Origin of the sequence: Achromobacter insuavis (assembly GCF_902859645.1) — a bacterium.
In the GTDB taxonomy this organism is placed as follows: domain Bacteria; phylum Pseudomonadota; class Gammaproteobacteria; order Burkholderiales; family Burkholderiaceae_B; genus Achromobacter; species Achromobacter insuavis.
The window spans coordinates 1-21549 of sequence record NZ_CADIJR010000033.1; the positions used below are offsets into that span (position 1 = coordinate 1).

Annotated in this window: 18 protein-coding genes and 1 pseudogene; 9 read left to right on the forward strand and 10 right to left on the reverse strand. The window is 69.4% G+C overall.

The window, feature by feature from the left end; all coding sequences use genetic code 11:
* Positions 1-443 (forward strand): annotated as a pseudogene (locus H0523_RS17130) (steroid 3-ketoacyl-CoA thiolase); the annotation flags it as partial.
* Entirely contained in the window at positions 440-1093 is a 654-nt protein-coding gene (locus H0523_RS17135; RefSeq protein ID WP_054429926.1) for a TetR/AcrR family transcriptional regulator, read from the forward strand. The pseudogene H0523_RS17130 and the gene H0523_RS17135, both read left to right, overlap by 4 nt.
* 13 nt (positions 1094-1106) lie before the next feature.
* On the opposite strand, the gene H0523_RS17140 is transcribed toward H0523_RS17135, so the two are convergent.
* Together H0523_RS17140 and H0523_RS17145 are read right to left on the reverse strand one after the other, a co-directional pair.
* Positions 1107-1934 (reverse strand): YggS family pyridoxal phosphate-dependent enzyme, encoded by an 828-nt coding sequence (locus H0523_RS17140; protein WP_180180098.1) that lies wholly within the window; start codon positions 1932-1934, stop codon positions 1107-1109.
* Positions 1931-3178, reverse strand: a complete 1248-nt coding sequence (locus H0523_RS17145) for a benzoate/H(+) symporter BenE family transporter (RefSeq protein ID WP_054429923.1) — start codon at positions 3176-3178, stop codon at positions 1931-1933. The genes H0523_RS17140 and H0523_RS17145 overlap by 4 nt, the downstream gene beginning before the upstream one ends.
* Before the next feature lie 178 nt (positions 3179-3356).
* Here H0523_RS17145 and pdxR point away from each other — a divergent pair, with 178 nt between their 5' ends.
* Positions 3357-4868, forward strand: coding sequence for a MocR-like pyridoxine biosynthesis transcription factor PdxR (pdxR, locus tag H0523_RS17150; protein ID WP_054460480.1), 1512 nt, complete (start codon positions 3357-3359; stop codon positions 4866-4868).
* Positions 4869-4905: 37 nt separating this feature from the next.
* Here the strand turns inward: pdxR and H0523_RS17155 are convergent, their stop codons facing one another.
* The 4 genes from H0523_RS17155 to prfB all read right to left on the reverse strand — a co-directional run bounded on the left by H0523_RS17155 (position 4906) and on the right by prfB (position 8681).
* Positions 4906-5229, reverse strand: coding sequence for a hypothetical protein (locus tag H0523_RS17155; protein WP_054429919.1), 324 nt, complete (start codon positions 5227-5229; stop codon positions 4906-4908).
* Between the two features lie 15 nt (positions 5230-5244).
* Positions 5245-6768: a lysine--tRNA ligase gene (gene lysS, locus H0523_RS17160; RefSeq protein WP_054429917.1), complete on the reverse strand. Its 1524-nt coding sequence runs from the start codon at positions 6766-6768 to the stop codon at positions 5245-5247.
* Between the two features lie 10 nt (positions 6769-6778).
* Positions 6779-7534: an SDR family oxidoreductase gene (locus H0523_RS17165; protein WP_054429915.1), complete on the reverse strand. Its 756-nt coding sequence runs from the start codon at positions 7532-7534 to the stop codon at positions 6779-6781.
* A 42-nt stretch (positions 7535-7576) separates the two neighbouring features.
* Positions 7577-8681 (reverse strand): peptide chain release factor 2 gene (gene prfB / locus H0523_RS17170; protein WP_156333266.1). Its coding sequence is split into 2 segments (ribosomal slippage): positions 7577-8599 and positions 8601-8681, totalling 1104 coding nucleotides; the frame shifts between segments, so codons are not numbered across the junction.
* A 297-nt stretch (positions 8682-8978) separates the two neighbouring features.
* Here prfB and H0523_RS17175 point away from each other — a divergent pair.
* Positions 8979-10289, forward strand: coding sequence for an MFS transporter (locus H0523_RS17175; RefSeq protein ID WP_054478507.1), 1311 nt, complete (start codon positions 8979-8981; stop codon positions 10287-10289).
* Between the two features lie 256 nt (positions 10290-10545).
* Here the strand turns inward: H0523_RS17175 and recJ are convergent, their stop codons facing one another.
* Positions 10546-12246 carry a single-stranded-DNA-specific exonuclease RecJ gene (recJ, locus tag H0523_RS17180; RefSeq protein WP_054429911.1) on the reverse strand — a complete coding sequence of 567 codons (1701 nt, stop codon included), beginning with the start codon at positions 12244-12246 and terminating at the stop codon, positions 10546-10548.
* The gene (locus H0523_RS17185) at positions 12228-13166 is read right to left on the reverse strand and encodes a hypothetical protein (RefSeq protein WP_054429909.1); all 939 of its coding nucleotides are present in this window, start codon (positions 13164-13166) and stop codon (positions 12228-12230) included. The genes recJ and H0523_RS17185 overlap by 19 nt, the downstream gene beginning before the upstream one ends.
* A 190-nt stretch (positions 13167-13356) precedes the next feature.
* Here H0523_RS17185 and H0523_RS17190 point away from each other — a divergent pair, with 190 nt between their 5' ends.
* Genes H0523_RS17190 through H0523_RS17200 form a run of 3 tightly spaced genes read left to right on the forward strand, consistent with a single transcriptional unit; the run spans position 13357 to position 16149 of the window.
* Positions 13357-14589 (forward strand): lipoprotein-releasing ABC transporter permease subunit, encoded by a 1233-nt coding sequence (locus H0523_RS17190; protein ID WP_231689767.1) that lies wholly within the window; start codon positions 13357-13359, stop codon positions 14587-14589.
* The gene (locus H0523_RS17195) at positions 14582-15271 is read left to right on the forward strand and encodes an ABC transporter ATP-binding protein (RefSeq protein WP_054429906.1); all 690 of its coding nucleotides are present in this window, start codon (positions 14582-14584) and stop codon (positions 15269-15271) included. Before H0523_RS17190 ends, H0523_RS17195 begins: the two co-directional genes overlap by 8 nt.
* 59 nt (positions 15272-15330) lie before the next feature.
* Positions 15331-16149 (forward strand): TatD family hydrolase, encoded by an 819-nt coding sequence (locus H0523_RS17200; protein WP_054429903.1) that lies wholly within the window; start codon positions 15331-15333, stop codon positions 16147-16149.
* Between the two features lie 46 nt (positions 16150-16195).
* On the opposite strand, the gene H0523_RS17205 is transcribed toward H0523_RS17200, so the two are convergent.
* Both H0523_RS17205 and H0523_RS17210 read right to left on the reverse strand, forming a co-directional pair.
* A complete protein-coding gene (locus H0523_RS17205; protein WP_054429902.1) occupies positions 16196-17590 on the reverse strand; it encodes a sensor histidine kinase in 1395 nt (464 codons plus the stop codon).
* Positions 17590-18303, reverse strand: coding sequence for a response regulator transcription factor (locus tag H0523_RS17210; RefSeq protein WP_054429900.1), 714 nt, complete (start codon positions 18301-18303; stop codon positions 17590-17592). The genes H0523_RS17205 and H0523_RS17210 overlap by 1 nt, the downstream gene beginning before the upstream one ends.
* 208 nt (positions 18304-18511) lie before the next feature.
* Here H0523_RS17210 and H0523_RS17215 point away from each other — a divergent pair, with 208 nt between their 5' ends.
* Positions 18512-20524, forward strand: a complete 2013-nt coding sequence (locus H0523_RS17215) for a ligand-gated channel protein (protein ID WP_054429899.1) — start codon at positions 18512-18514, stop codon at positions 20522-20524.
* A 65-nt stretch (positions 20525-20589) separates the two neighbouring features.
* Positions 20590-21540 (forward strand): siderophore ABC transporter substrate-binding protein, encoded by a 951-nt coding sequence (locus H0523_RS17220; RefSeq protein ID WP_156349996.1) that lies wholly within the window; start codon positions 20590-20592, stop codon positions 21538-21540.
* Positions 21541-21549 lie beyond the last annotated feature (9 nt).

Sequence of the window (21549 nt, forward strand, 5' to 3'; positions counted from 1 at the left end):
CCAGCCAGCTGGCCGACGGCGCCGCCGCGGTGCTGCTGGCGGATCGCGCCGTGGCGCTGGCCGACGGGCTGCGGCCGCAGGCGCGGTTCCGCGCGCGCGTGGCGATCGGCTCGGACCCGGTGTTGCAGCTGACTGGCGTCATCCCCGCCACCGATCAGGCCCTGGCGCGCGCCGGCCTGCGGCTGGCGGATATCGACTGGATCGAGATCAACGAGGCCTTCGCCAGCGTGGTGCTGGCCTGGCTGAAGACGCTGGGCGCGGATCCGTCGAAGGTCAACCCGTGGGGCGGGGCCATCGCCCATGGTCATCCCTTGGGCGCGACCGGCGCGGCGTTGATGGCCAAGATGCTGGCGGGACTGCGCGCCACCGGCGGCCAGTTCGGGCTGCAGGTCATGTGCATCGGCCATGGCATGGCGACCGCGACGATCATCGAACGCCTATGAGCCGGATCGACAGGGACGACCTGGGCGCGGCGCCGATCGGACACGAGGACGGCGCGGAATCGCTGCGTCGCGCCGAGGTGATCCTGACGGCGGCCCGCCTGTTCCGCAAGCATGGCTACGAGCGCACCACGGTGCGCGAGCTGGCGCGCGCCGTGGGCCTGCAGTCCGGCAGTCTGTTCCACCATTTCCGCAGCAAGGAGGAAATCCTGGTGGCGGTGATGAACAACGGCATCCAGGAAGTGCTGGATGCGGGCCGCCAGGCCCTGGCGTTGTACCAGGCGCCGGCCGACCGGCTGGCGGCGCTGTTTCGCGTGCACATGTGGAGCATGCTGCACGGCGCTGGCGGCGATGCCATGAATGCGCTGGTCTACGAGTGGCGCAGCCTGTCGGCGCCGAGCCAGGCCAGCGTCAAGGGGTTGAGCGACCGCTACGAGGCGATGTGGCAGGACGCAGTGGCGGCGGCGGTGGCCGCCGGCCTGCTGCGCGGCGACGCGCGCGTGATCAAGCGGTGCGTGCTGGGCGCGATGAACCTGACGGTGCAGTGGTACAAGCCCGACGGCCGGCTGCGGCCGGCGGCGTTCATCGATGAGATGCTGCGGGCCAGCCTGCCGGCGTTGCCGGAGGGGGCGGGGCGCTGGCCGGTGGCATGAAGCGCCCGGCGGATCAGGCGCTGCCCGGCCAGTAATGGCTGTCCGGCAGCGCGCGCGCGCCGAAGATCGCCTGGCCGACGCGCACCAGGGTGGCGCCTTCTTCGATGGCGATCTCGAAGTCGCCGGACATGCCCATCGACAGTTCGTCCAGGTGGATGCCCGCGGGCGCTTCCTGGCGCAGGCGGTCGCGCAGGCCGCGCAGCAGCACGAAGCACTGGCGCACGCGTTCGGCCTCGCTGGAGAACAGCGCCAGCGTCATGAGGCCGCGCACGCGCAGCGCGGAGTAGGCCGGCAGCGCCTGGAGGAAGGCCGCCACGTCGTCGGGCGCCAGGCCATACTTGCTGGGCTCGCCGGAGGTGTTGACCTGCACGAACACGTCCAGCGCGCGGCCCTCGGCCTGCAGGCGCCGGTCCAGCGCCTCGGCCAGCCGCAGGCTGTCCAGCGCCTGGAACTCGCTGGCGAACTGCGCCACCAGCTTGGCCTTGTTGGTCTGCAGGTGGCCGATGACCGACCAGCGCAGATCGGCCAGGTCGGCGGTGTTTTCCCATTTGCGGTGGGCTTCCTGCACCTTGTTCTCGCCCAGCAGGCGGCAGCCGGCGGCGTGGGCCAGCCGGATGCGGGATTCGTCCATGGTCTTGCTGACCGGCAGCAATTGCACGCTGGCCGGATCGCGCCCGACGCGATCGCAGGCGGCCGCCATGCGGGCGTGGATCGTCGCTAGGTTGTGCTGGAAATCCTCGACGCTGAGGGCCTGCGGGTAGCGGCCATGCTGGTCGTGCCGGGTCTGGGTGTCACCGTCGGCCGGCGTGGCCGCGGCGCTGTCGGGGGAAGTCGTCATCATTTCACCAGTTGCTTGTGCGCGGAGTCGGAACGCGTCGATGCAGTGTAACGGGCCGCGCGCCATGGCAGGCGGCCGTTGAGCAGGGCGTGCGCCAGCAGGCCGATCACCAGGCCCCAGAAGGCGCCGCCGATGCCGAACAGCTTGATGTTGGCGGCGGCCGCCAGGAAGGTGATGAGCGAGGCCTCGCGCGATTTGGCGTCGGCCAGCGCGCTGGCCAGGCTGCCGCCGATGGTGCCCAGCAGGGCCAGGCCCGCCAAGGTGGTGATGAAGGCGGCCGGCAGCGCCATGAACACGGCGGCCAGCGTCACGCCGAAGATGCCGACCAGGATGTAGAAGACGCCCGCGGCGACGCCGGCGATCCAGCGCTTGGACGGGTCGTCATGGGCTTCGCGGCCGGTGCAGATGGCGGCGGTGATGGCGGCCAGGTTGAAGGCATGCGAGCCGAACGGCGCCATCAGCAGCGAGCCCAGGCCGGTGAGGGTGACGATAGGGTTGGCGCTGGTCTTGAAGCCGTCGTTGCGCAGCACCAGCATGCCGGGCATGTACTGGCCCGTCAGCGTGATCAGGAACAGCGGCAGCGCCACGCTCAGCAGTCCGTTGAGCGAGAACGCGGGCGCGGTGAAGACGGGCGCGGCGAATTCCAGCCGCAGCCCCGACAGGTCGACCCGATCCTGCGCCAGCAGCAGCGCCAGGCCGGACACCAGGATGCCGACCACGGCGTAGCGCGCCGTATAGCGCTTGAGCGCGACATAGGCCAGGATCAGCCAGCCCACCAGCAACGGGTCCAGGCTCATGCCGCCGAAGGCGCCGATGCCGAACGGCAGCAGGATGCCCGCCAGCAGGCCGGCGGCCACGCCCGGGGGGATGAGGCGGATGGCCTTGTCGAAATAGCCGGACAGTCCGAGCAGGACGAAGGCGGCGGCCGAGATCAGGTAGGCGCCGATGGCCTCGGCATACGGCGTGGTCGCCAGGGCCGTGACCAGGAAGGCGGCGGCGGGCGTGGACCAGGCGGTGATGACCGGTTCGCGGCTGAGCCAGCTCAGCACGATGCCGGTGATGCCCACGCCGATCGACACCGACCAGACCCAGGAGGCGGTCAGCGCCGGACTGAGACCGGCGACCTTGGCGGCCTGGAACACCAGGATGAAGGTGCCGCCGTAGTTGACGATCACCGAGATCAGGCCGGCGACGATGGGATGGACGAGATCGCGCGGAAGCAGGGAGGAGGCGCTGGGGGAGGACATGGGGGGCGAGGGGATGCGGGATGGGTTGAGTGGCAGCCCACTTTGTAGCGCCGTATTGGACTGTCACGTCAGTACACTTTATCGTTCCAGGCCAGACCACTTTTTTAGCCCGGCGCGGCCGGCCGCGACTAGAATGGTCGCCTTTCATCGACGCTTTCATGGCCTTCGGACAGACCGCATGAGCAAGACCTTCGCGCTGGATACCCTGAAGATCCGCATGGGCGACGCCGACCTGGCGCCGCTCGATCTGCATCTGCGCATCCAGCGTGCCCTGCGCGCGCTGGTGCTGGACGGCGATCTGGACCCGGGCGTGAAACTGCCCGCCACGCGCGCGCTGGCGCAGTCGCTGGGCGTGGCCCGCGACACGGTCGAAAACGCCTACGTGCAGTTGCAGCGCGACGGCTTCATCGCGCGGCGCAAGGGCTCGGGCAGCTACGTGTCCGAGACCATCGGCACCGAACTGCGCGGATCGGCGCGGCGCCGCCCGCCGGCCCGCGAACGCCGGCCCGAGGCGCCGCAACCGGCCGCGCCGACGGCGGGCCTGAGCCGGCGCGGGGGCGCGATCTTCGACAGCGGCGGCGTGGCCGACCAGCAGACGATCCAGGCCTTCGCCACCGGCCTGCCCGAGACCCGCACCTTTCCGACCGGCGTGTGGGAACGGCTGCAGCGGCAGGTGATGAAGGATCATCGCGGCACGGTGCTGCTGCATGGCGATCCGCAGGGCGCCGAGCCCTTGCGCAAGGCTATCGCGACCTACCTGAACCTGGAGCGCGGCGCCAAGGTCCGCGCCGAGCAGATCGTGGTGCTGAGCAGCACGCGCCAGGCGCTGTTCCTGTGCGCGCAGCTGCTGGTGGACGCGGGCAAGCCGATCCTGCTGGAGAATCCGGGCTACTTCGGCGCCCGCAAGGCATTCGAATTCGCCGAGGCCCGGGTGGTGCCGATCGATGTCGACGCGCAGGGCATCCGCACCGACCTGCTGCGGGCCGACCGCAGCGGCGCCAGCTGCGTCTACGTGACGCCGTCGCACCAGTATCCGACCGGGGCGACCCTGTCGCTGGAGCGGCGGCTCGACCTGACGCGCTGGGCGGCCGAGAGCGGCAAGTGGATCATCGAGGACGACTACGACAGCGAATTCCATTACGACGGCCTGCCGACCGCCTGCGTGCAGGGGCTGGACCGGCATGGCCGCACGATATACCTCGGCACCTTCAGCAAGACGCTCTATCCGGGCCTGCGGATGGGCTACATGGCACTGCCGGACGAGCTGGTCGGCGCCTTCAGCCGCGCGCGCAGCATCGTTGACGGCCATACGCCGCAGATCCTGCAACTGACGCTGGCGCGCTTCATGGCCGACGGCCACTACAACGCGCACGTGCGGGCCATGCGCAAGCTGTACGCGGCGCGGCGCGAGGCGATGCTGGCGGCGGTCGGCAAACACCTGGCGGGGGTGGCGCGCGCGCTGCGCCCCGAGGGCGGGCTGCAGGTGCCCTGCCTGCTGGAGCCGGGGTGGTCGGAGGCGGACACCATCCGCCGCGCCGCGCAGGCCGGCCTGGTGTTGCCGGGCCTGGCGCGGCTGTATGCGGGCACGCCGGCGCTGCAAGGCTGGCTGCTGGGCTATGCCTCGCTGAGCGCGCACGAGATCGATCTCGCCATGCGGCGCCTGGCGGTCGCGATAAGGAAGAAGGGGTAGGGCGGCGCCACGCACGGCGGCCGCCCGTCGCGCGGGATCAGCCCTTGCGCTTGAGGAAGGCGCCGACGCCGCAGGCCACCGCGATCGCCAGCAGGGCGGCCGCGATGGTCAGGAGGAAATCGGCTTCGCCGTGGTAGCCGCCGCCGGTCACGCCGCCAGCGACGCTGCCCATCCAGATCACCGCCGTGACCAGCGTGCCGGTCAGGGCCAGCGCGGTGGCCAGGCACAGCGCGATGAACAGCGGCGTGCGGCGCACGGGCGCGGGGCCCGTGGCGTAGCCGCCGCGGCCGCGGCGGGGTTGCATCACCATGAAGAACAGCGCCGCAACCACCGCGGCCAGCATCAGGATCTTGACGATCATGACGCCGCCCGCGTCTTAGTCTTCACGGCGCAGGTGCGGGAAGAGGATGACGTCGCGGATGCTGGGGCTGTCGGTCAGCAGCATGACCAGGCGGTCGATGCCGATGCCGCAGCCGCCCGTCGGGGGCATGCCGTATTCCAGCGCGCGGATGTAGTCGGCGTCGTAGTACATCGCTTCCTCGTCGCCGGCATCCTTGGCCTCGACCTGCGAGCGGAAACGCTCGGCCTGGTCTTCGGGGTCGTTCAGTTCGGAGAAGCCGTTGGCGATCTCGCGGCCCGTCATGAACAGCTCGAAGCGCTCGGTGATGCCTTCGCGGCTGTCGGAGGCGCGCGCCAGCGGCGACACTTCGACCGGGTAGTCGATGATGTACGTGGGGTTCCACAGCTTGGCTTCGGCGGTCTCTTCGAACAGCGCCAGCTGCAGCGCGCCCAGGCCGGCGCGCGACAGCACCGGGCCGTCGGCGTCGGCGCCCAGCTTCTTGAGCTCGGCGCGCACGAAGGCCGGGTCGTCCAGTTGCGCCTGGGTGTAGCCCGGGGCGTACTTGAGGATGGCTTCGCAGATGGTCAGGCGGTCGAACGGCTTGGACAGATCCAGCTCGCGTTCCTGGTAGGTCAGCACGGCGCTGCCGGTGGCCGAGATGGCGGCCTGGCGGATCAGTTCCTCGGTGAAGTCCATCAGCCAGCGGTAGTCCGCGAAGGCCGCGTAGAACTCCATCATCGTGAATTCCGGATTGTGGCGCGGGCTCACGCCTTCATTGCGGAAGTTGCGGTTGACCTCGAACACGCGTTCGAAGCCGCCGACGATGAGGCGCTTGAGGTAGAGCTCGGGCGCGATGCGCAGGAACATTTCCATGTCCAGCGCGTTGTGGTGCGTGACGAAGGGCTTGGCCGCCGCGCCGCCCGGGATCGGGTGCAGCATGGGCGTTTCGACTTCGAGGAAGCCGGCGTTCAGCATGAACTGGCGGATGCTGCCCACGGCCTTGCTGCGCGCCTCGAAGGTGCGGCGCGTGGCGTCGGTCATGATGAGGTCGACGTAGCGCTGGCGGTAGCGCAGTTCCTGGTCGGCCACGCCGTGGAACTTGTCCGGCAGCGGGCGCAGCGACTTGGACAGCAGGCGCGCCGTGGCGGCGTGCACCGACAGCTCGCCCTTGTTGGTCTTGAAGACCGACCCTTCGATCGCGATGATGTCGCCGATATCCCATTGCTTGAACGCGGCGTAGCTGTCTTCGCCGAGCGTGCCGCGGTCCAGGTAGATCTGGATGCGGCCGGTGCTGTCCTGCAGCGTGGCGAAGCTGGCCTTGCCCATGACGCGCTTGAGCATCATGCGGCCGGCGACCTTGACGGTGACGGGCGCGGCGGCCAGGGCTTCCTGCTCCTGGTCGTCGTACTTGTCGTGCAGGGCGGCGGCGCGGGCGTCGGGGACGAAATCGTTGGGATACGCGACCCCGGTCTCGCGCAGTTTGGCCAGCTTGGCGCGCCGTTCGGCGATCAAGCGGTTTTCATCCTGGGCGGGGGCCGGAGCGGTCGTGTGGTCGGTCATGGTCGGGGGATCAGTCGTAATTGCGGATGTCGTCGATTTCGGTGGTGCCGAAGTCGTCGCGATCCAGGTAGGCGAGGATGCGGGAGGCCACGTTGGCGGGCGAGGACAGCTTGCCGGTGGCGTGGAAGTCCTGGAACTTGGCCAGCGCCGGGAAGCTCTTGGGATCGCTGGAACGGATGGCGGCCTGCATGTCGGTGTCGACGATGCCGGGCGCCAGCGAGACGACGCGCGCGCCGTCCTCGCCCTGTTCCTGCTTGACCACGCGCGAGTACATGTCGAGCGCGGCCTTGGTGGCGCAATACACGCCCCAGCCGGCGTTGGGATTGCGGCCGGCGCCGGACGAGATGTTGAGCACGCGGCGGTCCGCCTTGAGGTCTTCGACCGCGGCCAGGAAGCGCGCGGTCAGCAGCATCACGGCCGTCACGTTCAGGTTGAAGGCGGCGGCAATCGCCGGGCCGTCGATCAGCGCGTCGGTGCCGGACACGGGGTGCACGGTGCCGGCGTTGTTGATCAGCAGGTAGCGGCCGGCGTCGCGCGGCAGCGTGTCGCAGATGCGGCGCGCGGCCGCTTCCGCCGCGGCCAGGTCCGAGAGGTCCACGGACAGCTGCTCCAGCTGCGCGTCCTGCGAGCGGGCGTAGGCGGCCAGCTCGGGGTCTTCGCGGCGCGCCAGGGTGATCAGGCGGGTGCCCGGTTTGGCCAGGCCGCGCGCCATGGCGGCGCCGATGCCGCGCGAAGCGCCGGTGAGAATTGCGATGGTGTCAGACATGCGTGAACCCTCGGGGTACGGTGGACGGAAGTATCGCGGAACTTACACGCCTTGCTTGAGGCTGGCCTGGATGAAGGGATCCAGGTCGCCGTCCAGCACTTTCTGCGTGTTGGAGATTTCGACGTTGGTGCGCAGGTCCTTGATGCGGCTCTGGTCCAGCACGTACGAGCGGATCTGGTGGCCCCAACCCACGTCGGTCTTGGAGTCTTCCAGCTTCTGCTGCTCGGCCATGCGGTTGCGCATTTCCAGTTCGTACAGCTTGGACTTGAGCATCTGCATCGCTTCGGCGCGGTTGCGGTGCTGCGAGCGGTCGTTCTGGCACTGCACCACGATCCCGGTCGGGATGTGCGTCAGGCGCACGGCCGAGTCGGTCTTGTTGATGTGCTGGCCGCCCGCGCCCGAGGCGCGGTAGGTGTCCACGCGCAGGTCGGCCGGATTCACTTCGACTTCGAAGGAATCGTCGACCTCGGGGTAGACGAACACGCTGGCGAACGAGGTGTGGCGGCCGCCCGACGAGTCGAACGGGCTCTTGCGCACCAGGCGGTGCACGCCGGTTTCCGTGCGCAGGTAGCCGAAGGCGTACTCGCCCTCGAGCTTGATGGTGGCGGACTTGATGCCGGCCACTTCGCCCTCGGATTCTTCCAGCACTTCGGCCTTGAAGCCCTTGCGCTCGGCGTACTTGAGGTACTGGCGCAGCAGCATCGAGGCCCAGTCCTGCGCTTCCGTGCCGCCCGCGCCTGCCTGGATGTCCAGGAAGCAGTTCAGGGGATCGGCCGGGTTCGAGAACATGCGGCGGAATTCGAGGCCTTCCAGCTTTTCCTGGAAGCCGTTGGCGTCCAGTTCGATGGATTCGAGCGTGGCGTCATCGTCGTCGGCGGCGGCCAGTTCGAACAGTTCGTTCGAGTCGGCCAGGCCCGTGCCGAGCGCGGTGAGGGTCTCTACCACCTCTTCGAGGGATTTCTTTTCACGGCCCAGGTCCTGGGCGTGCTTGGGGTCATTCCAGACGGCCGGGTCTTCGAGCTCGGCGTTTACGACCTGCAGGCGTTCGGTTTTGGCATCGTAGTCAAAGATACCTCCGTAGAGCCTGTTCGCGCTCCGCGTAGTCGGCGAGGCGGGCTGCGAGCTGGTTCTGACGTTCGGCTTCCATGATGATTCCTGATGACTTTTGTGCGAAACCGGGCATTTTACCGTGTAAGCCGCCGTCCCGTGGGACGCGCCGGTACACAGGGGGACGGATGAAGCAGAAAACCCGTCCGGACAAGGTTCCGCCCGATTCCGCCGGTTCGTTCTAGGGGTTTGCGCGCAGAGGGCATAGTTGTTCAGTTTTTTGTCAACTACGGGGTTCTAGGCTTGGTCTGCCGGCCCATATGTCCCCGCTGGGGGCGCGGGACCGGACAAGCTGCCGGTCCATGACCGGCCTATCCCGTCAGAGGAGGAGACATTGATGGAACACACTATGGCCCCCGGGGTCTCGCCGGCGATCCCGGCGGCTGAGGAGGACCGGATCTATCGCAAGGTGGGGTGGCGGCTGGTGCCGCTGTTGGTCGTCTGCTATGTCGTGGCCTACCTGGACCGCGTCAACGTGGGCTTCGCCAAACTGCAGATGCTGCAGGAACTCCAGTTCAGCGAGACGGTGTACGGATTGGGCGCGGGGATATTCTTCATCGGCTATTTCCTGTTCGAGATTCCCAGCAACATCATTCTCCACAAAGTCGGCGCGCGCGTCTGGATCGCGCGGATCATGATCACCTGGGGCATCATCTCGGCGTGCATGATGTTCGTGACCAGCGTGCACATGTTCTATTTCCTGCGCTTCCTGCTGGGCGCGGCCGAGGCTGGGTTCTTCCCGGGCATCATCCTCTACCTGACGTACTGGTATCCCGCCGCCCGGCGCGGACGCATCACCACCTTCTTCATGACGGCGGTGCCGATGTCCGGCCTGATCGGCGGCCCGATCTCGGGCTGGATCATGAGCACCTTCCACGGCGACCACGGCCTGTCCGGCTGGCAGTGGCTGTTCCTGCTCGAAGGCATCCCGTCGGTCATCATCGGCGTGCTGGTGCTGATCTACCTGGACGACCGCATCAACAAGGCCAAGTGGCTGACCGCCAATGAAAAGGCGGTGCTGATCCGCAACATCGCGGCCGAGGAACAGCACAAGGAAGACCCGCCGATCCGCGCCGCGCTGACGCGTCCGCGCGTGTGGGCGATGGCGCTGATCTACTTCTCGTTCGTGATGGGGCTGTACGGCGTGGGGTTCTGGATGCCGACGCTGATCAAGAGCACGGGCGTGCAAAGCCCGCTGGCGATCGGCCTGCTGACCGCCGTGCCCAACCTGTTCGCGGTGATCGGCATGATCCTGATCGCGCGCAACTCCGACCGCAACCGCGAGCGCCGCTGGCACGTGGCCATCCCGGCGCTGTGCGGCGCGGTGGGGCTGCTGTTCTCGGCGATCTGGAGCGGCAACACGGTGCTGGCCATCCTGGCGCTGACGGTGGCCAACATCGGCATCTGCACGGTGCTGCCGCTGTTCTGGAGCCTGCCGACCGCGCTGCTGGGTGGCACGGCCGCCGCCGCCGGGATCGCGCTGATCAACTCGGTGGGCAACCTGGCGGGCTTCGTCAGTCCCTACCTGGTGGGCTGGCTCAAGGACATGACCGGCACCACCAACACCGGCCTGTACATGCTGTCGGCGTGCCTGGTGGTCGGCGCGCTGGTGGCGCTGGCGCAGCCGGCCAAGCTGGTCAACAAGTAGCCGCGCGGACCCCGCGCGGCGGGGGCTGGCAAAAAAAACGGGCGCATCCGCGAGGATGCGCCCGTTTTTATTCGGTGTCGGCGAGAAGGCCTTTTGCCGCCGGGCCGCCCCAAGGCAAAAGCGCCCCCTCGGGGGGCAGCTAGCCCGCGTAGCGGGCGCGGCGTGGGGGCCTACTTTGCCGCCGGGCCGCCCCAAGGCAAAAGCGCCCCCTCGGGGGGCAGCTAGCCCGCGTAGCGGGCGCGGCGTGGGGGCAACATCATGCGGCGTGTTCGATCACCAGCTGGACCGACACCATCCCGTTCCACACATTCTGCTCCAGCCGGTAGGCCGCCTGGATGTGCTCGGGCAGCGACTGGTCGTGGCCGAACCAGATGGCGTCGAAGCGCTGCTGGCCGCGTTCGAGCGACAGCTTCAGGTGCTTCTCGCCGACCAGGCGCTGGTTGCGCACCACGAATTCGTCCAGGAACAGCGGCGCGGCGAATCCCGCGCCCCAGACCTGCTGCTGCAGCAGGCCGGCGACCTCGGCGTTGGCGTAGCCGGATTCCAGCGACCCGTCGGTCTCGATCACGGGCTCGAAGGTGTCGCGGCCGGTCAGTTCGCGCACGGCGGCGTCGAAGGCCGGGGCGAAGGCCGGAAAGTCGTTGCGGCCCAGCGTCAGGCCGGCCGCCATGGCGTGGCCGCCGAACTTGCGGATCAGGTTGGGGTGGCGCTTGGACACCAGGTCCAGCACGTCGCGCAGGTGCACGTCGGGAATCGAACGGCCCGAGCCGCGGATCTCGTCGTCGCCGGCCGGCGCGAAGGCCAGGGTGGGGCGCCAGAATTTCTCTTTCAGGCGCGAGGCCACCAGGCCGACCACGCCCTGGTGCCAGCCCGGGTCGAACACGCAGACCGTGGCGCCGGGCGCGGCGTCGGGCGCCTCCATGGCGGCCATGGCCTGTTCGCGCATCTCGGCCTCGATGGTGCGGCGCTCGCGGTTGATGTTGTCCAGCTCGCGCGCCATCTCCAGCGCCTGGGCCTCGTCGTCGGTGGTCAGGCAGGCGATCCCCAGGCTCATGTCGGCCAGGCGGCCGGCGGCGTTGATGCGCGGGCCCAGCGCGAAGCCCAGGTCGAAGCCGTTGGCGGCGCGCGGCTCGCGGCCGGCCACGGCGAACAGGGCGCGCAGGCCGGGTTGCAGGCGGCCGCTGCGCATGCGCTGCAGGCCCTGGGTCACCAGCAGGCGGTTGTTGGCGTCGAGCTTTACCACGTCGGCCACGGTGCCCAGCGCCACCAGGTCGGACAGCGCGTCCAGGCGCGGCCCGCCATCGGGGGCGTAGACGCCGCGGCGGCGCAGCTCGGCGCGCAGCGCCAGCATCATGTAGAAGATGACGCCGACGCCCGCCAGGTTCTTGGACGGGAAGCCGCAGCCCGGCTGGTTCGGGTTGACGATGGCCAGGGCGTCCGGCAGCGTGTCGCCGGGCAGGTGGTGGTCGGTGATCACCACGCCGATGCCGGCGGCATTGGCCGCGGCCACGCCGTCGACGCTGGCGATGCCGTTGTCCACGGTGATGATGATGTCGGGCTTGCCGGCGCGGTGGCGGCAGGCCAGTTCGACCACGGCGGGCGACAGGCCGTAGCCGGTCTCGAAGCGGTTCGGCACCAGGAAGTCGACATCGGCGCCCATGGCCGACAGGGCGCGCAGGCCGACGGCGCAGGCGGTGGCGCCGTCGCAGTCATAGTCGGCCACGATCAGCAGCTTCCTGCCGGCCTGGATGGCGTCGGCCAGCACGCCGGCGGCGTGCGCCGAATGCGTCAGGCCGGCCGGCGGCAGCAGCGCCGGCCAGGCCAGCTTGGTCTGGTCGGGATGGGTGACGCCGCGGGCCGCCCACAGGCGCGCCAGCAGCGGGTGGATGCCCGAGGCTTCCAGGGCATGGCAGGCGGCGAGGTCGGCGCGGCGGACGGTTAAGCGGGGTGAGACCACCAGGCGCTCCAGTTTTTCTTGGGCGCGGGCAGCAAGCCGAGCAGGCCCCCGCGCGGTTTCAGGGTGAGAGTGGCGCTGCGGTCGTCGCCCAGCAGCAGCAGTTCGGCGGGCGCGTCCGGCAGGCCCTTGGGACCGGCCAGCGGCCGCAGGCGCTGGTCGAGCGCGGCCAGGGCGTCGAGCCAGGCGGCCCAGTCGCCGGCGCGTTGCGGTCCGTCCAGGTCGGTCATGACCTGTCCCTGGCCGGCCGGCGGCATGGCCCACGGGGTGCCGCCGCCATACAGCCACAGGGCGTTGACCGGCGGCAGGCCGCGCGCGGCGCGGGCCTCGTTGGCCGGATGCTCATGCCACGACATCTGGATTTCATTGAGCAGGCGGCGCCATGGCCGGGTCTCGGCATCCTGGCGCCACCAGTCGTTCAGGCGCTGGCCGGCCACCGCCAGCGGACTGGCGGTCTGGGGCCGCAGGCCGTCCGGCAGGCGCAGGCGCCAGCGGGTGGCCGACAGCGCTTCGACCGCGAAGCCGGTGCCGTCGAACAGGGGGCGGGCGGTCTCGAACAGCGCGGCGGTTTCCTCGTCGCGCAGTTCCATCAGGGCGGGGTCGAGCAGCGTGGCCTGGTCGGTGCCCAGGGCCAGGTGCACCAGTTCGGCCAGCCAGACGGGGCCGTCTCCGGCCTGGCCGCCGGCCAGCAGCGGGCCCAGTCCGGCGCCCGGCAGCAGGCCGGCCTCGGGCGTGTAGCCCGCCTGACGCAACTGCCAGGCTTCGAACGCGGTACAGCCCTGGGTACGGATGTCGTGGGCCTGGACCCGGGCGCTGCCGGCCTGCAGCCAGCGGTGCAGCGTGGGCGCGCGCTCGGGCAGCAGCTTGGCCAGTTCTGCGGCGACGGGAAGGGCGGGCAAGGCGCCCGGAATGACGATCAACATGGCCGCGATTGTAGTCGCTGGCGGGATGCCGACCCAGCGCGGGAACTAAGCCCGGCCCCGCTTGCCATAGCTTGTCATGGCTTGTCTTCCATTCCCGCAATCCGGGGACGGTTTTCCGGCCGGTTAATGCCATAATGCGCTCGTGCTGAAAATACCCTACGAACTCTGGATCGGCGCCCGCTATGCCGGGTTGGCCCGGATCCGCCAGCGACGCGGCCGCCGCGATCGCTTCATCTCTTTCATCGCCGCCAGTTCGATGGCAGGCATCGCGCTGGGCGTCGCCGCCCTGATCGTGGTGCTGTCGGTTATGAACGGTTTCCAGAAAGAGGTCCGTGACCGCATGCTGTCGGTGCTGCCGCACATCGAGCTTTACATCCCGGGCGCCGCGCCCGAGCGGGTGCTCGAACAGTGGCAGCAGTTCGCCGACGCCGCCAAGCGCAACCCCGAGGTCAAGGCCGGCGCGCCGTTCGTGGCGGCGCAGGGCATGCTGGTGCGGGGCCAGGCCTTGCGCGGCGTGCAGGTGCGCGGCATCGACCCGGCCACCGAGGGCAACGTCTCGGACCTGCCGCGGCAGATGGTCGCGGGCAAGCTGACCGACCTGAAGCCGGGCGGCTTCGGCGTGGTGCTGGGCAACGAGCTGGCCGACGGCATGGGCGTGAAGGTGGGCGACACGCTGCTGATGCTGGCGCCGCAGGGTTCCATCAGCCCGGCCGGCTTCGCGCCGCGCATGCGCCAGTTCACCGTGGTCGGCGTGTTCTCGTCGGGCCACTACGAATACGATTCCTCGCTGGCCTTCGTCGACAACGACGACGCCGCCAAGGTCTTCCGCGACAGCGGCACCGCCGGCGTGCGCCTGCGCGTGGCCGACATGCAGAAGGCGCCCGAAGTCGCGGCCGAGCTGCGCAACGTGCTGCCGCCGTATGTCATGGCGAGCGACTGGTCGCGCAACAACCGCACCTGGTTCGCCGCCGTGCAGACCGAAAAGCGCATGATGTTCCTGATCCTGGCGCTGATCGTCGCGGTGGCCGCGTTCAACCTGCTGTCGTCGCTGGTGATGGCGGTCAAGGACAAGCAGTCGGACATCGCCATCCTGCGCACGCTGGGCGCCGGGCCGGGCGAAGTGGCCCGCATCTTCCTGGTGCAGGGCGCGCTGATCGGCGTCATCGGCACGCTGCTGGGCGTGGCCGGCGGTATCGTCATCGCCTACAACGTCGACGTGATCGTGCCGTTCATCGAGCGCCTGCTGGGCGTGCACTTCCTGCCGCGCGAGATCTATTTCATCAGCGCCTTGCCGTCCGACCCGCAGGTGGGCGACATCGTGACCATCGGCGTGACCTCCCTGGTGCTGTCGTTGCTGGCGACCTTGTACCCCAGCTGGCGCGCTTCGCGCCTGCAACCCGCACAGGTGCTGCGCCATGACTGATACCCTGACTCCGGCGCTGCAGGCCGACAAGCTGGTCAAGATCTACGACGAGGGCCCGGCCCGCATCGAGGTGTTGAGCAACGTCAGCCTGACCGTGGCGCGCGGCGAGATGGTCGCCATCGTCGGCGCGTCCGGCTCCGGCAAGAGCACGCTGCTGCACATCCTGGGCCTGCTGGACGTGCCCAGCAGCGGTTCGGTCTCGGTCGACGGCCAGCTGGCCGTGGGGCTGAGCGAAGCGAAGAAGAGCCAGGTGCGCAACCGCAGCCTGGGCTTCGTCTACCAGTTCCACCACCTGCTGCCGGAATTCTCGGCGCTGGACAACGTGGCCATGCCGCTGATCGTGCGCCGCGAGAACCGCGACAAGGCCCGCGAGGCAGCGCGCGAGGTGCTGGGCCTGGTCGGCCTGGCGGCGCGCGAAGGCCATTACCCGGGCCAGCTGTCGGGCGGCGAACGCCAGCGCGTGGCGCTGGCGCGCGCGCTGGTGACGCGGCCGGTCTGCGTGCTGGCCGACGAGCCCACCGGCAACCTCGACCGCCACACCGCGCACAACATGTTCGAGCTGCTGACGCGGGTCAACCGCGAGTCGGGCACGGCCTTTGCCATCGTCACCCACGATCCCGAGCTGGCGGCGCGCGCCGATCGCCAGTTGCTGATGGAAAACGGCAAGCTGGTCTCGGGCTGACGCTGCCCCGCCGGCGGCGCGATAATCGAGCAAGAGACCCGGGCAAGGAGACCGCGCCCATGCTGATCGACACCCACTGCCACCTGGATGCCGCCGAGTTCGATGCCGACCGCCGCGAGGTGGCCGAGCACGCGCTCGACGCCGGCGTGCAGGCCATCGTCATTCCCGCCGTCGAGCGCGCCAACTTCGGCGTGGTGCGCGACCTGGCGGCGCAGGTGGCCGGCGGCGCCTACGCGCTCGGCATCCATCCCCTCTATGTGCAGCGCGCGGTCGATGCCGACCTGGACGCCCTGCGCGAGGCCATCCGGCAATCGCTGGGCGACCCGCGCTTCGTCGCCATCGGCGAGATCGGCCTGGATTTCTTCGTGCCCGAGATCGCCTCGGGCGAGCCGCGCGCGCGGCAGGAACATTTCTATGCGGCCCAGCTGGCCATGGCGGCGGAATTCAAGCTGCCGGTGCTGCTGCATGTGCGCAAATCGCAGGACATTCTGTTGAAATACCTGCGGCGCCACGGCCGCATCGGCGGCATCGCGCATGCCTTCAACGGCAGCGCGCAGCAGGCCCAGGCCTTTGTCGAGCAGGGCTTCGCGCTGGGGCTGGGCGGCGCCATGACCTACGAGCGGGCGTTGCAGATCCGCCGCCATGCCACCGATGTCGGCCTGCAGCACCTGGTGCTGGAAACCGACGCGCCCGATATCCCCCCGGCCTGGCTGCATCCGCCGCAACGGCGCAACCGGCCCGGCGAGCTGCGCCGCATCGCCCAGGTGCTGGCCGACCTGCGCGGCATTGCCGTGGCGCAGGTGGCGCAGGCCACCACGGCCAATGCCCTGCGGGTGTTGCCGCGGCTGTCCGCCGCCATCCTGGCCGACGACGACTGACGCGGGCGCACGCGCCGCGGGCCGGCCAGGCGTTTTCCGTTAGCGCTCAGGCCGTCGCGCGCGGCAGCTCGATGCGCACGCTCAGGCCGTTCGGCGCGACGTTGCGCGCCGAGATCCGGCCCTTGTGCGCCGCGACGGCGGCGCGGGCGATGCTCAGGCCCAGGCCGGCGCCGCCTTGCGGGACGTCGGCGTTCGCCGCGCTCTGGTAGAACGGCTCGAACAGATAGGCCAGTTCCTTTTCCGGCGCGCCGGGGCCGCTGTCCTCGATTTCCAGGCTGGCCTCGCCGGCGTCCGCCAGCAGGCGCACCTGGATGGCGCCGCCCGCCGGCGTGAATCGCAGCGCGTTGCGCAGCACGTTCTCGATGGCGCTGGCCAGGCTGTCGCGGTCGGCGGCCACGCGCAGCGGCGCGGGGCGGCGCCAGCCGATCGTGATGTCGCGGTCGCCGGCTTCGAAGCGCGCATCCTGCACCACGTCATCGACCACCTCGGCCAGGTCCAGCGTTTCGGTCGGCGAGGGCAGGGCGCCCATGCGGGCCAGCCGCAAGGTGCTGCCGACCAGGGCGTCCAGGCGCTCGCATTCGCGCTCGATGCGGTCCAGTTGCAGGTCCTGGCGTTCATCCTTGCGGCGCGCCAGCTCGACCCCCAGGCGCAGCCGCGCCAGCGGCGAGCGCAGCTCGTGGGCGATGTTGCGCAGCAGCTGTTCGCGGGTGTCCACCAGCGCCTGCAGGCGGCCGGCCATGGCGTCGAAGTCGCGCGCCAGCAGGCCCACTTCGTCCTGGCGCAGCGCCAGGGCGTCGGGGCTGCGCGTTTCCAGCCGGCCGGCGGCCAGCGCGCGGGCCGCCCGGCGCAGGTGATCCAGCGGCGCCGCCACGTGGCGCGTCAGCGCCCAGCAGAACGGCGCGGTGATGGCCAGGGCGAACAGCAGCAGCCCCAGCGCCACCGGCGTCAGGCCCAGCATCTCCCAGTGCGAGGAATCGAATGGCAGGAACAGCATCAGCAGCTGGCTGCGGTCCGGCAGGATCAGCAGCTGCGGGTCCCACCAGGACACCCGCAGCGCGTCGGGATCGGCGGCCACGTCGATGGCGGTGAGCATGCTGGCATCGGGCGAGGCGCGGAAGGCCGCCAGCCAGTCGCCCAGCCGGGTCGGCAGGCGGCGCCCCAGGATCTCGCGGTCCTGCGTGTCGACGATATAGATCTTCAGCGCTGAATAGCGCGCATCCATGGCGGCGAGCCACCGGCGCAGGCCGTCGGCGCCGTCGGTGCGCGCGATCTGCGTCGCATCGCGGGTGAGGTTGCCGGGATTCAGGCCGTCCAGCGAATCGACGCGGTACCAGGCCACCGCCGCGGTCAGCATCATGCCGCAGACCGTGATGATGGCCATCGCGCCCCAGAAGGTCAGGAAGGCGCGCCAGAACAGCGAGCGTATCGGCAGCCAGGCCATCAGGCCGCGCCCGCCAGCACGTAGCCCAGCCCCCGCAGGTTGCGGATGGCGGGGGCGTCGCCGGCCTGGTCCAGCTGCAGTTTCCTGCGCAGGCTGCTGATGTGGGTGTCGATGCTGCGGTCGTAGCGGTCGGCGCTGCGGCCCAGCGCGTACAGGCTGATCTGGTCGCGCGCCACCACCTGGCCCGGCGCGCGCATCAGGATTTCCAGGATGCGCTGTTCGGCGCCGGTCAGCAGCACCTCTTGCGCGCCAAGGCGGGCGCGGCCGCTGGCGGCGTCGAGCGACAGCGCGCCCACGTTCAGTTCGGGCGACGGCGGTTGCGGCGTCTCCTCGAAGCGGCGCAGCACCGCGCCGATGCGGGCCTTGAGCTCGCGCGGGCTGAAGGGCTTGGCCAGGTAGTCGTCGGCGCCCAGCTCGAGCCCCAGCACCCGGTCGGTTTCGCCGCCATGGGCGGTGAACATGATGACCGGACGGCGCGAATGCTGGCGCAGCCGCCGTAACAGGTCGAGGCCGTTGCCGTCGGGCAGCATCAGGTCGAGCAGGACAAGGTCGAAGCAACCTTGCATTGCAAGAGGCAGACCTTGGGCGCTGTTGTGCGCCAGGGTCAGCTCGATCTGGCCGGGTTCGAGGTATTCACGCAGCATCAATGCCAGGTCGACGTCGTCGTCGATCAACAGGATGCGGCGCGTGGTCAAAGAGGGTGGGATGGACATGCGCTTGGGTTCTGTTGCTGAGGCAGCATAGCGGGTCGCCAGCGGCCGAAGTGTCAAGAAGTGCGAAGAAAGTAAAAGTTGCGGAAAGCGTGTTGCAGCCCCCGGACCGGCTCAATTCTAATATGAGAATGGTTTTCATTAAAAATTGAGAGCGGGCGGCGCCGCGCACGGGGCGCGGTAGTCACCCGGGACGGGAGAGGTTGAAATCATGAGCAGTAACGATCTGGCCGTGCGTCGCGCACTGGGCCCGCGCACCCGCCTGGCCGTCGCTTTGTGCGGCGCGGGCCTCGCCATGGGCCAGCCGGCCTGGGGGCAGGCGGCCGACACCAGGACGCTGGACACCGTGGTCGTCACGGCCAGCGGCTATGAGCAGCAGATCCAGGATGCGCCGGCGTCGATCAGCGTGATTACGCGCCAGGACCTCGAAAAGAAGTTCTACCGCGACGTCACCGACGCGCTGGTCGAGGTGCCGGGCGTGGTGGTCACCGGCGGCGGCGACCGCCAGGACATCAGCCTGCGCGGCATGGGCCCGAAGTACACGCTGATCCTGATCGACGGCAAGCGCCAGAACTCGCGTGAAACCCGCACCAACTCCGATTCGAGCGGCGTGGAAGGCGGCTGGACGCCGCCGATCTCGGCCATCGAGCGCATCGAAGTGGTGCGCGGGCCGATGTCGTCGCTGTATGGGTCCGACGCCATGGGCGGGGTGATCAACATCATCACCCGCAAGGTGCCCAGCGAGTGGGGCGGCGAGATCCGCATGGACACCACCATCCAGGAAAGCAGCAAGTCCGGCGACATCTACCAGGGCAACTTCTACCTGGCCGGCCCGATCAAGAACGACCTGCTTGGCCTGCAGATCTACGGCCAGGCGACCCAGCGCGACGAAGACAAGATCTTCGACGGCTACCGCAAGCGCAACGCCACCAACATCACCGCCAAGCTGGCGCTCACGCCCAACCGCGACCACGACATCGTGCTGGAGGCCACCTCCAGCCGCCAGAAATACGAGAACACGCTGGGCAAGACCGTCGCGCCGCTGGCGCCGGGCGTGGCGTGCCCGCGCACCGGTTGCCCGGCCTCGTCGGAAACCGACTACCGCAGCAACAAGTGGGCCTTGTCGCACACCGGCCGCTGGGGCTGGGGCGTGTCCGACAGCTACGTGCAGCAGGAAGAATTCGACAACCGCTCGCGCCAGATGAAGATCAAGAACCTGGACCTGCAGACCAGCTGGTCGCTGCCGCTGGGTTCGCACATGCTGACGCTGGGCGGCAGCTACCTGACGCAGCGCCTGACCGACCAGACCGGCAACCAGCTGGCCGGCGGCCCCAGCAAGGTGGAGCGCTACCAGTGGGCGCTGTTCGCAGAGGACGAATGGCGCCTGGCCGAGAGCTTCGCGCTCACCGGCGGCCTGCGCATGGACCAGGACGAGAACTTCGGCAGCCATTTCAGCCCGCGCCTGTACGGCGTGTGGCACATGGCCGAGCGCTGGACCCTGAAGGGCGGCGTCTCCACCGGGTTCCGCGCGCCCGATCTGCGCCAGACGGTCGCGGGCTGGGGCCAGGTCAGCCGCGGCGGCAACATGTACGGCAACCCCAACCTGACGCCCGAGAAGTCGGTGACCGAGGAAATCGGCCTGCTGTATGACGATGGCGAAGGCTTCAACGCCGGCCTGACGCTGTTCAACAACGACTTCAAGGACAAGATCACGCGCGTCGCGTGCCCGCTGTCGCAGTGCACCGAGGGCCCCAACCAGTTCGGCGCCAACCCCACCACGTACATGAACGTGGACAAGGCGGTGTCGCGCGGCGTCGAGGCCAACCTGAAGCTGCCGCTGGGCCGCGACTGGTCGCTGAGCAGCAGCTACACCTTCACCAAGTCGGAACAGAAGACCGGCCAGTACCAGGGCCAGCCGCTGAACCAGTTGCCCAAGCACCTGTTCACCACCACGGTCAACTGGCAGGCCTCCGACGCGCTGGAAGCGTGGGCCCGCGTCAACTACCGCGGCAAGGAAAGCCAGCCGATCACCGGCCCGTCCTCGTCGTCGCTGGTGGCGCCGTCCTACACCTTCGTCGACCTGGGCGGCTCCTACGCCGTCAACAAGAAGGTGTCGGTGTACGCCGGCATCTACAACCTGTTCGACAAAAAGGTCGGCTACGACGACTACGGCTATGTCGAGGACGGCCGCCGTTATTGGCTGGGCGTGGGCGTGAAGTTCTGAGCCCGCGTGCAACACCCGGGGACCGCCGCCGCCAGGCGGCGTTCCCGCAACCTGGAGAGATGAGCATGACGATGAAACAAACCCAAGCGCGACGCGCCGGCCGCTGGCTGGCGTGTGCCACCGCGGCCCTGGTCCTGGGCACCGCCAGCGCGCTGAGCGCGGCCCAGACCGTGCCGGTCAAGCATGCGCGCGGCGAAACCGCCGTGCCGTCCAACCCGACCAAGACCGTGGTGCTGGACCTGGCGGTGCTGGACACCCTGCATGCGCTGGGCGTGGACGTCACCGGCGTGCCGACGGCCGCCAAGCTGCCGCCGCAGCTGGCCCAATATGCCGACAAGCGCTACCTGAAGGTGGGCAGCATGTTCGAGCCCAACTACGAAGTGATCCACGCGGCGCAGCCGCAGGTGATTTTCGTGGCCGGCCGCTCGGCGCCCAAGTACGACGAGCTGGCCAAGTTGGCGCCCACGGTGGACCTGACCGCCGACGCCAAGGATCTGGTGGGCAGCGTGGTGCGCAGTACCGAAACGCTGGCCGCCATCTACGGCAAACAGGCGCAGGCCAAGCAGAAGCTGGACGCCCTGCGCGCCTCGATCGCCGCGCTGCACGGCAAGGCCGCCGGCGCCGGCACCGGCCTGATCGTGCTGACCACCGGCGGCAAGATGAGCGCCTACGGCCCGGGCTCGCGCTTTGGCGTCATCCATGACGCGTTCGGCATCGCGCCGGCCGCCAAGGACCTGAACGTGTCGAACCACGGCCAGGCGATCTCGTTCGAGTTCATCGCCCAGACCGATCCGGACTGGCTGTTCGTGATCGACCGTGACGCCGCCATCGGCCGCGAGGGCACGTCGGCCCAGCGCATGCTGGACAACGAGCTGATCCGTCCGACCAAGGCCTGGAAGCAGCAGCGCGTGGTCTACCTGAACGGCTACAACTGGTACCTGCTGGGCAGTGCCGGCCTGACCGCTATGCAGCAGAACGTGGATGACCTGGCGCGCGCGCTGTCGGGCACGAAGTAGGCGCATGGC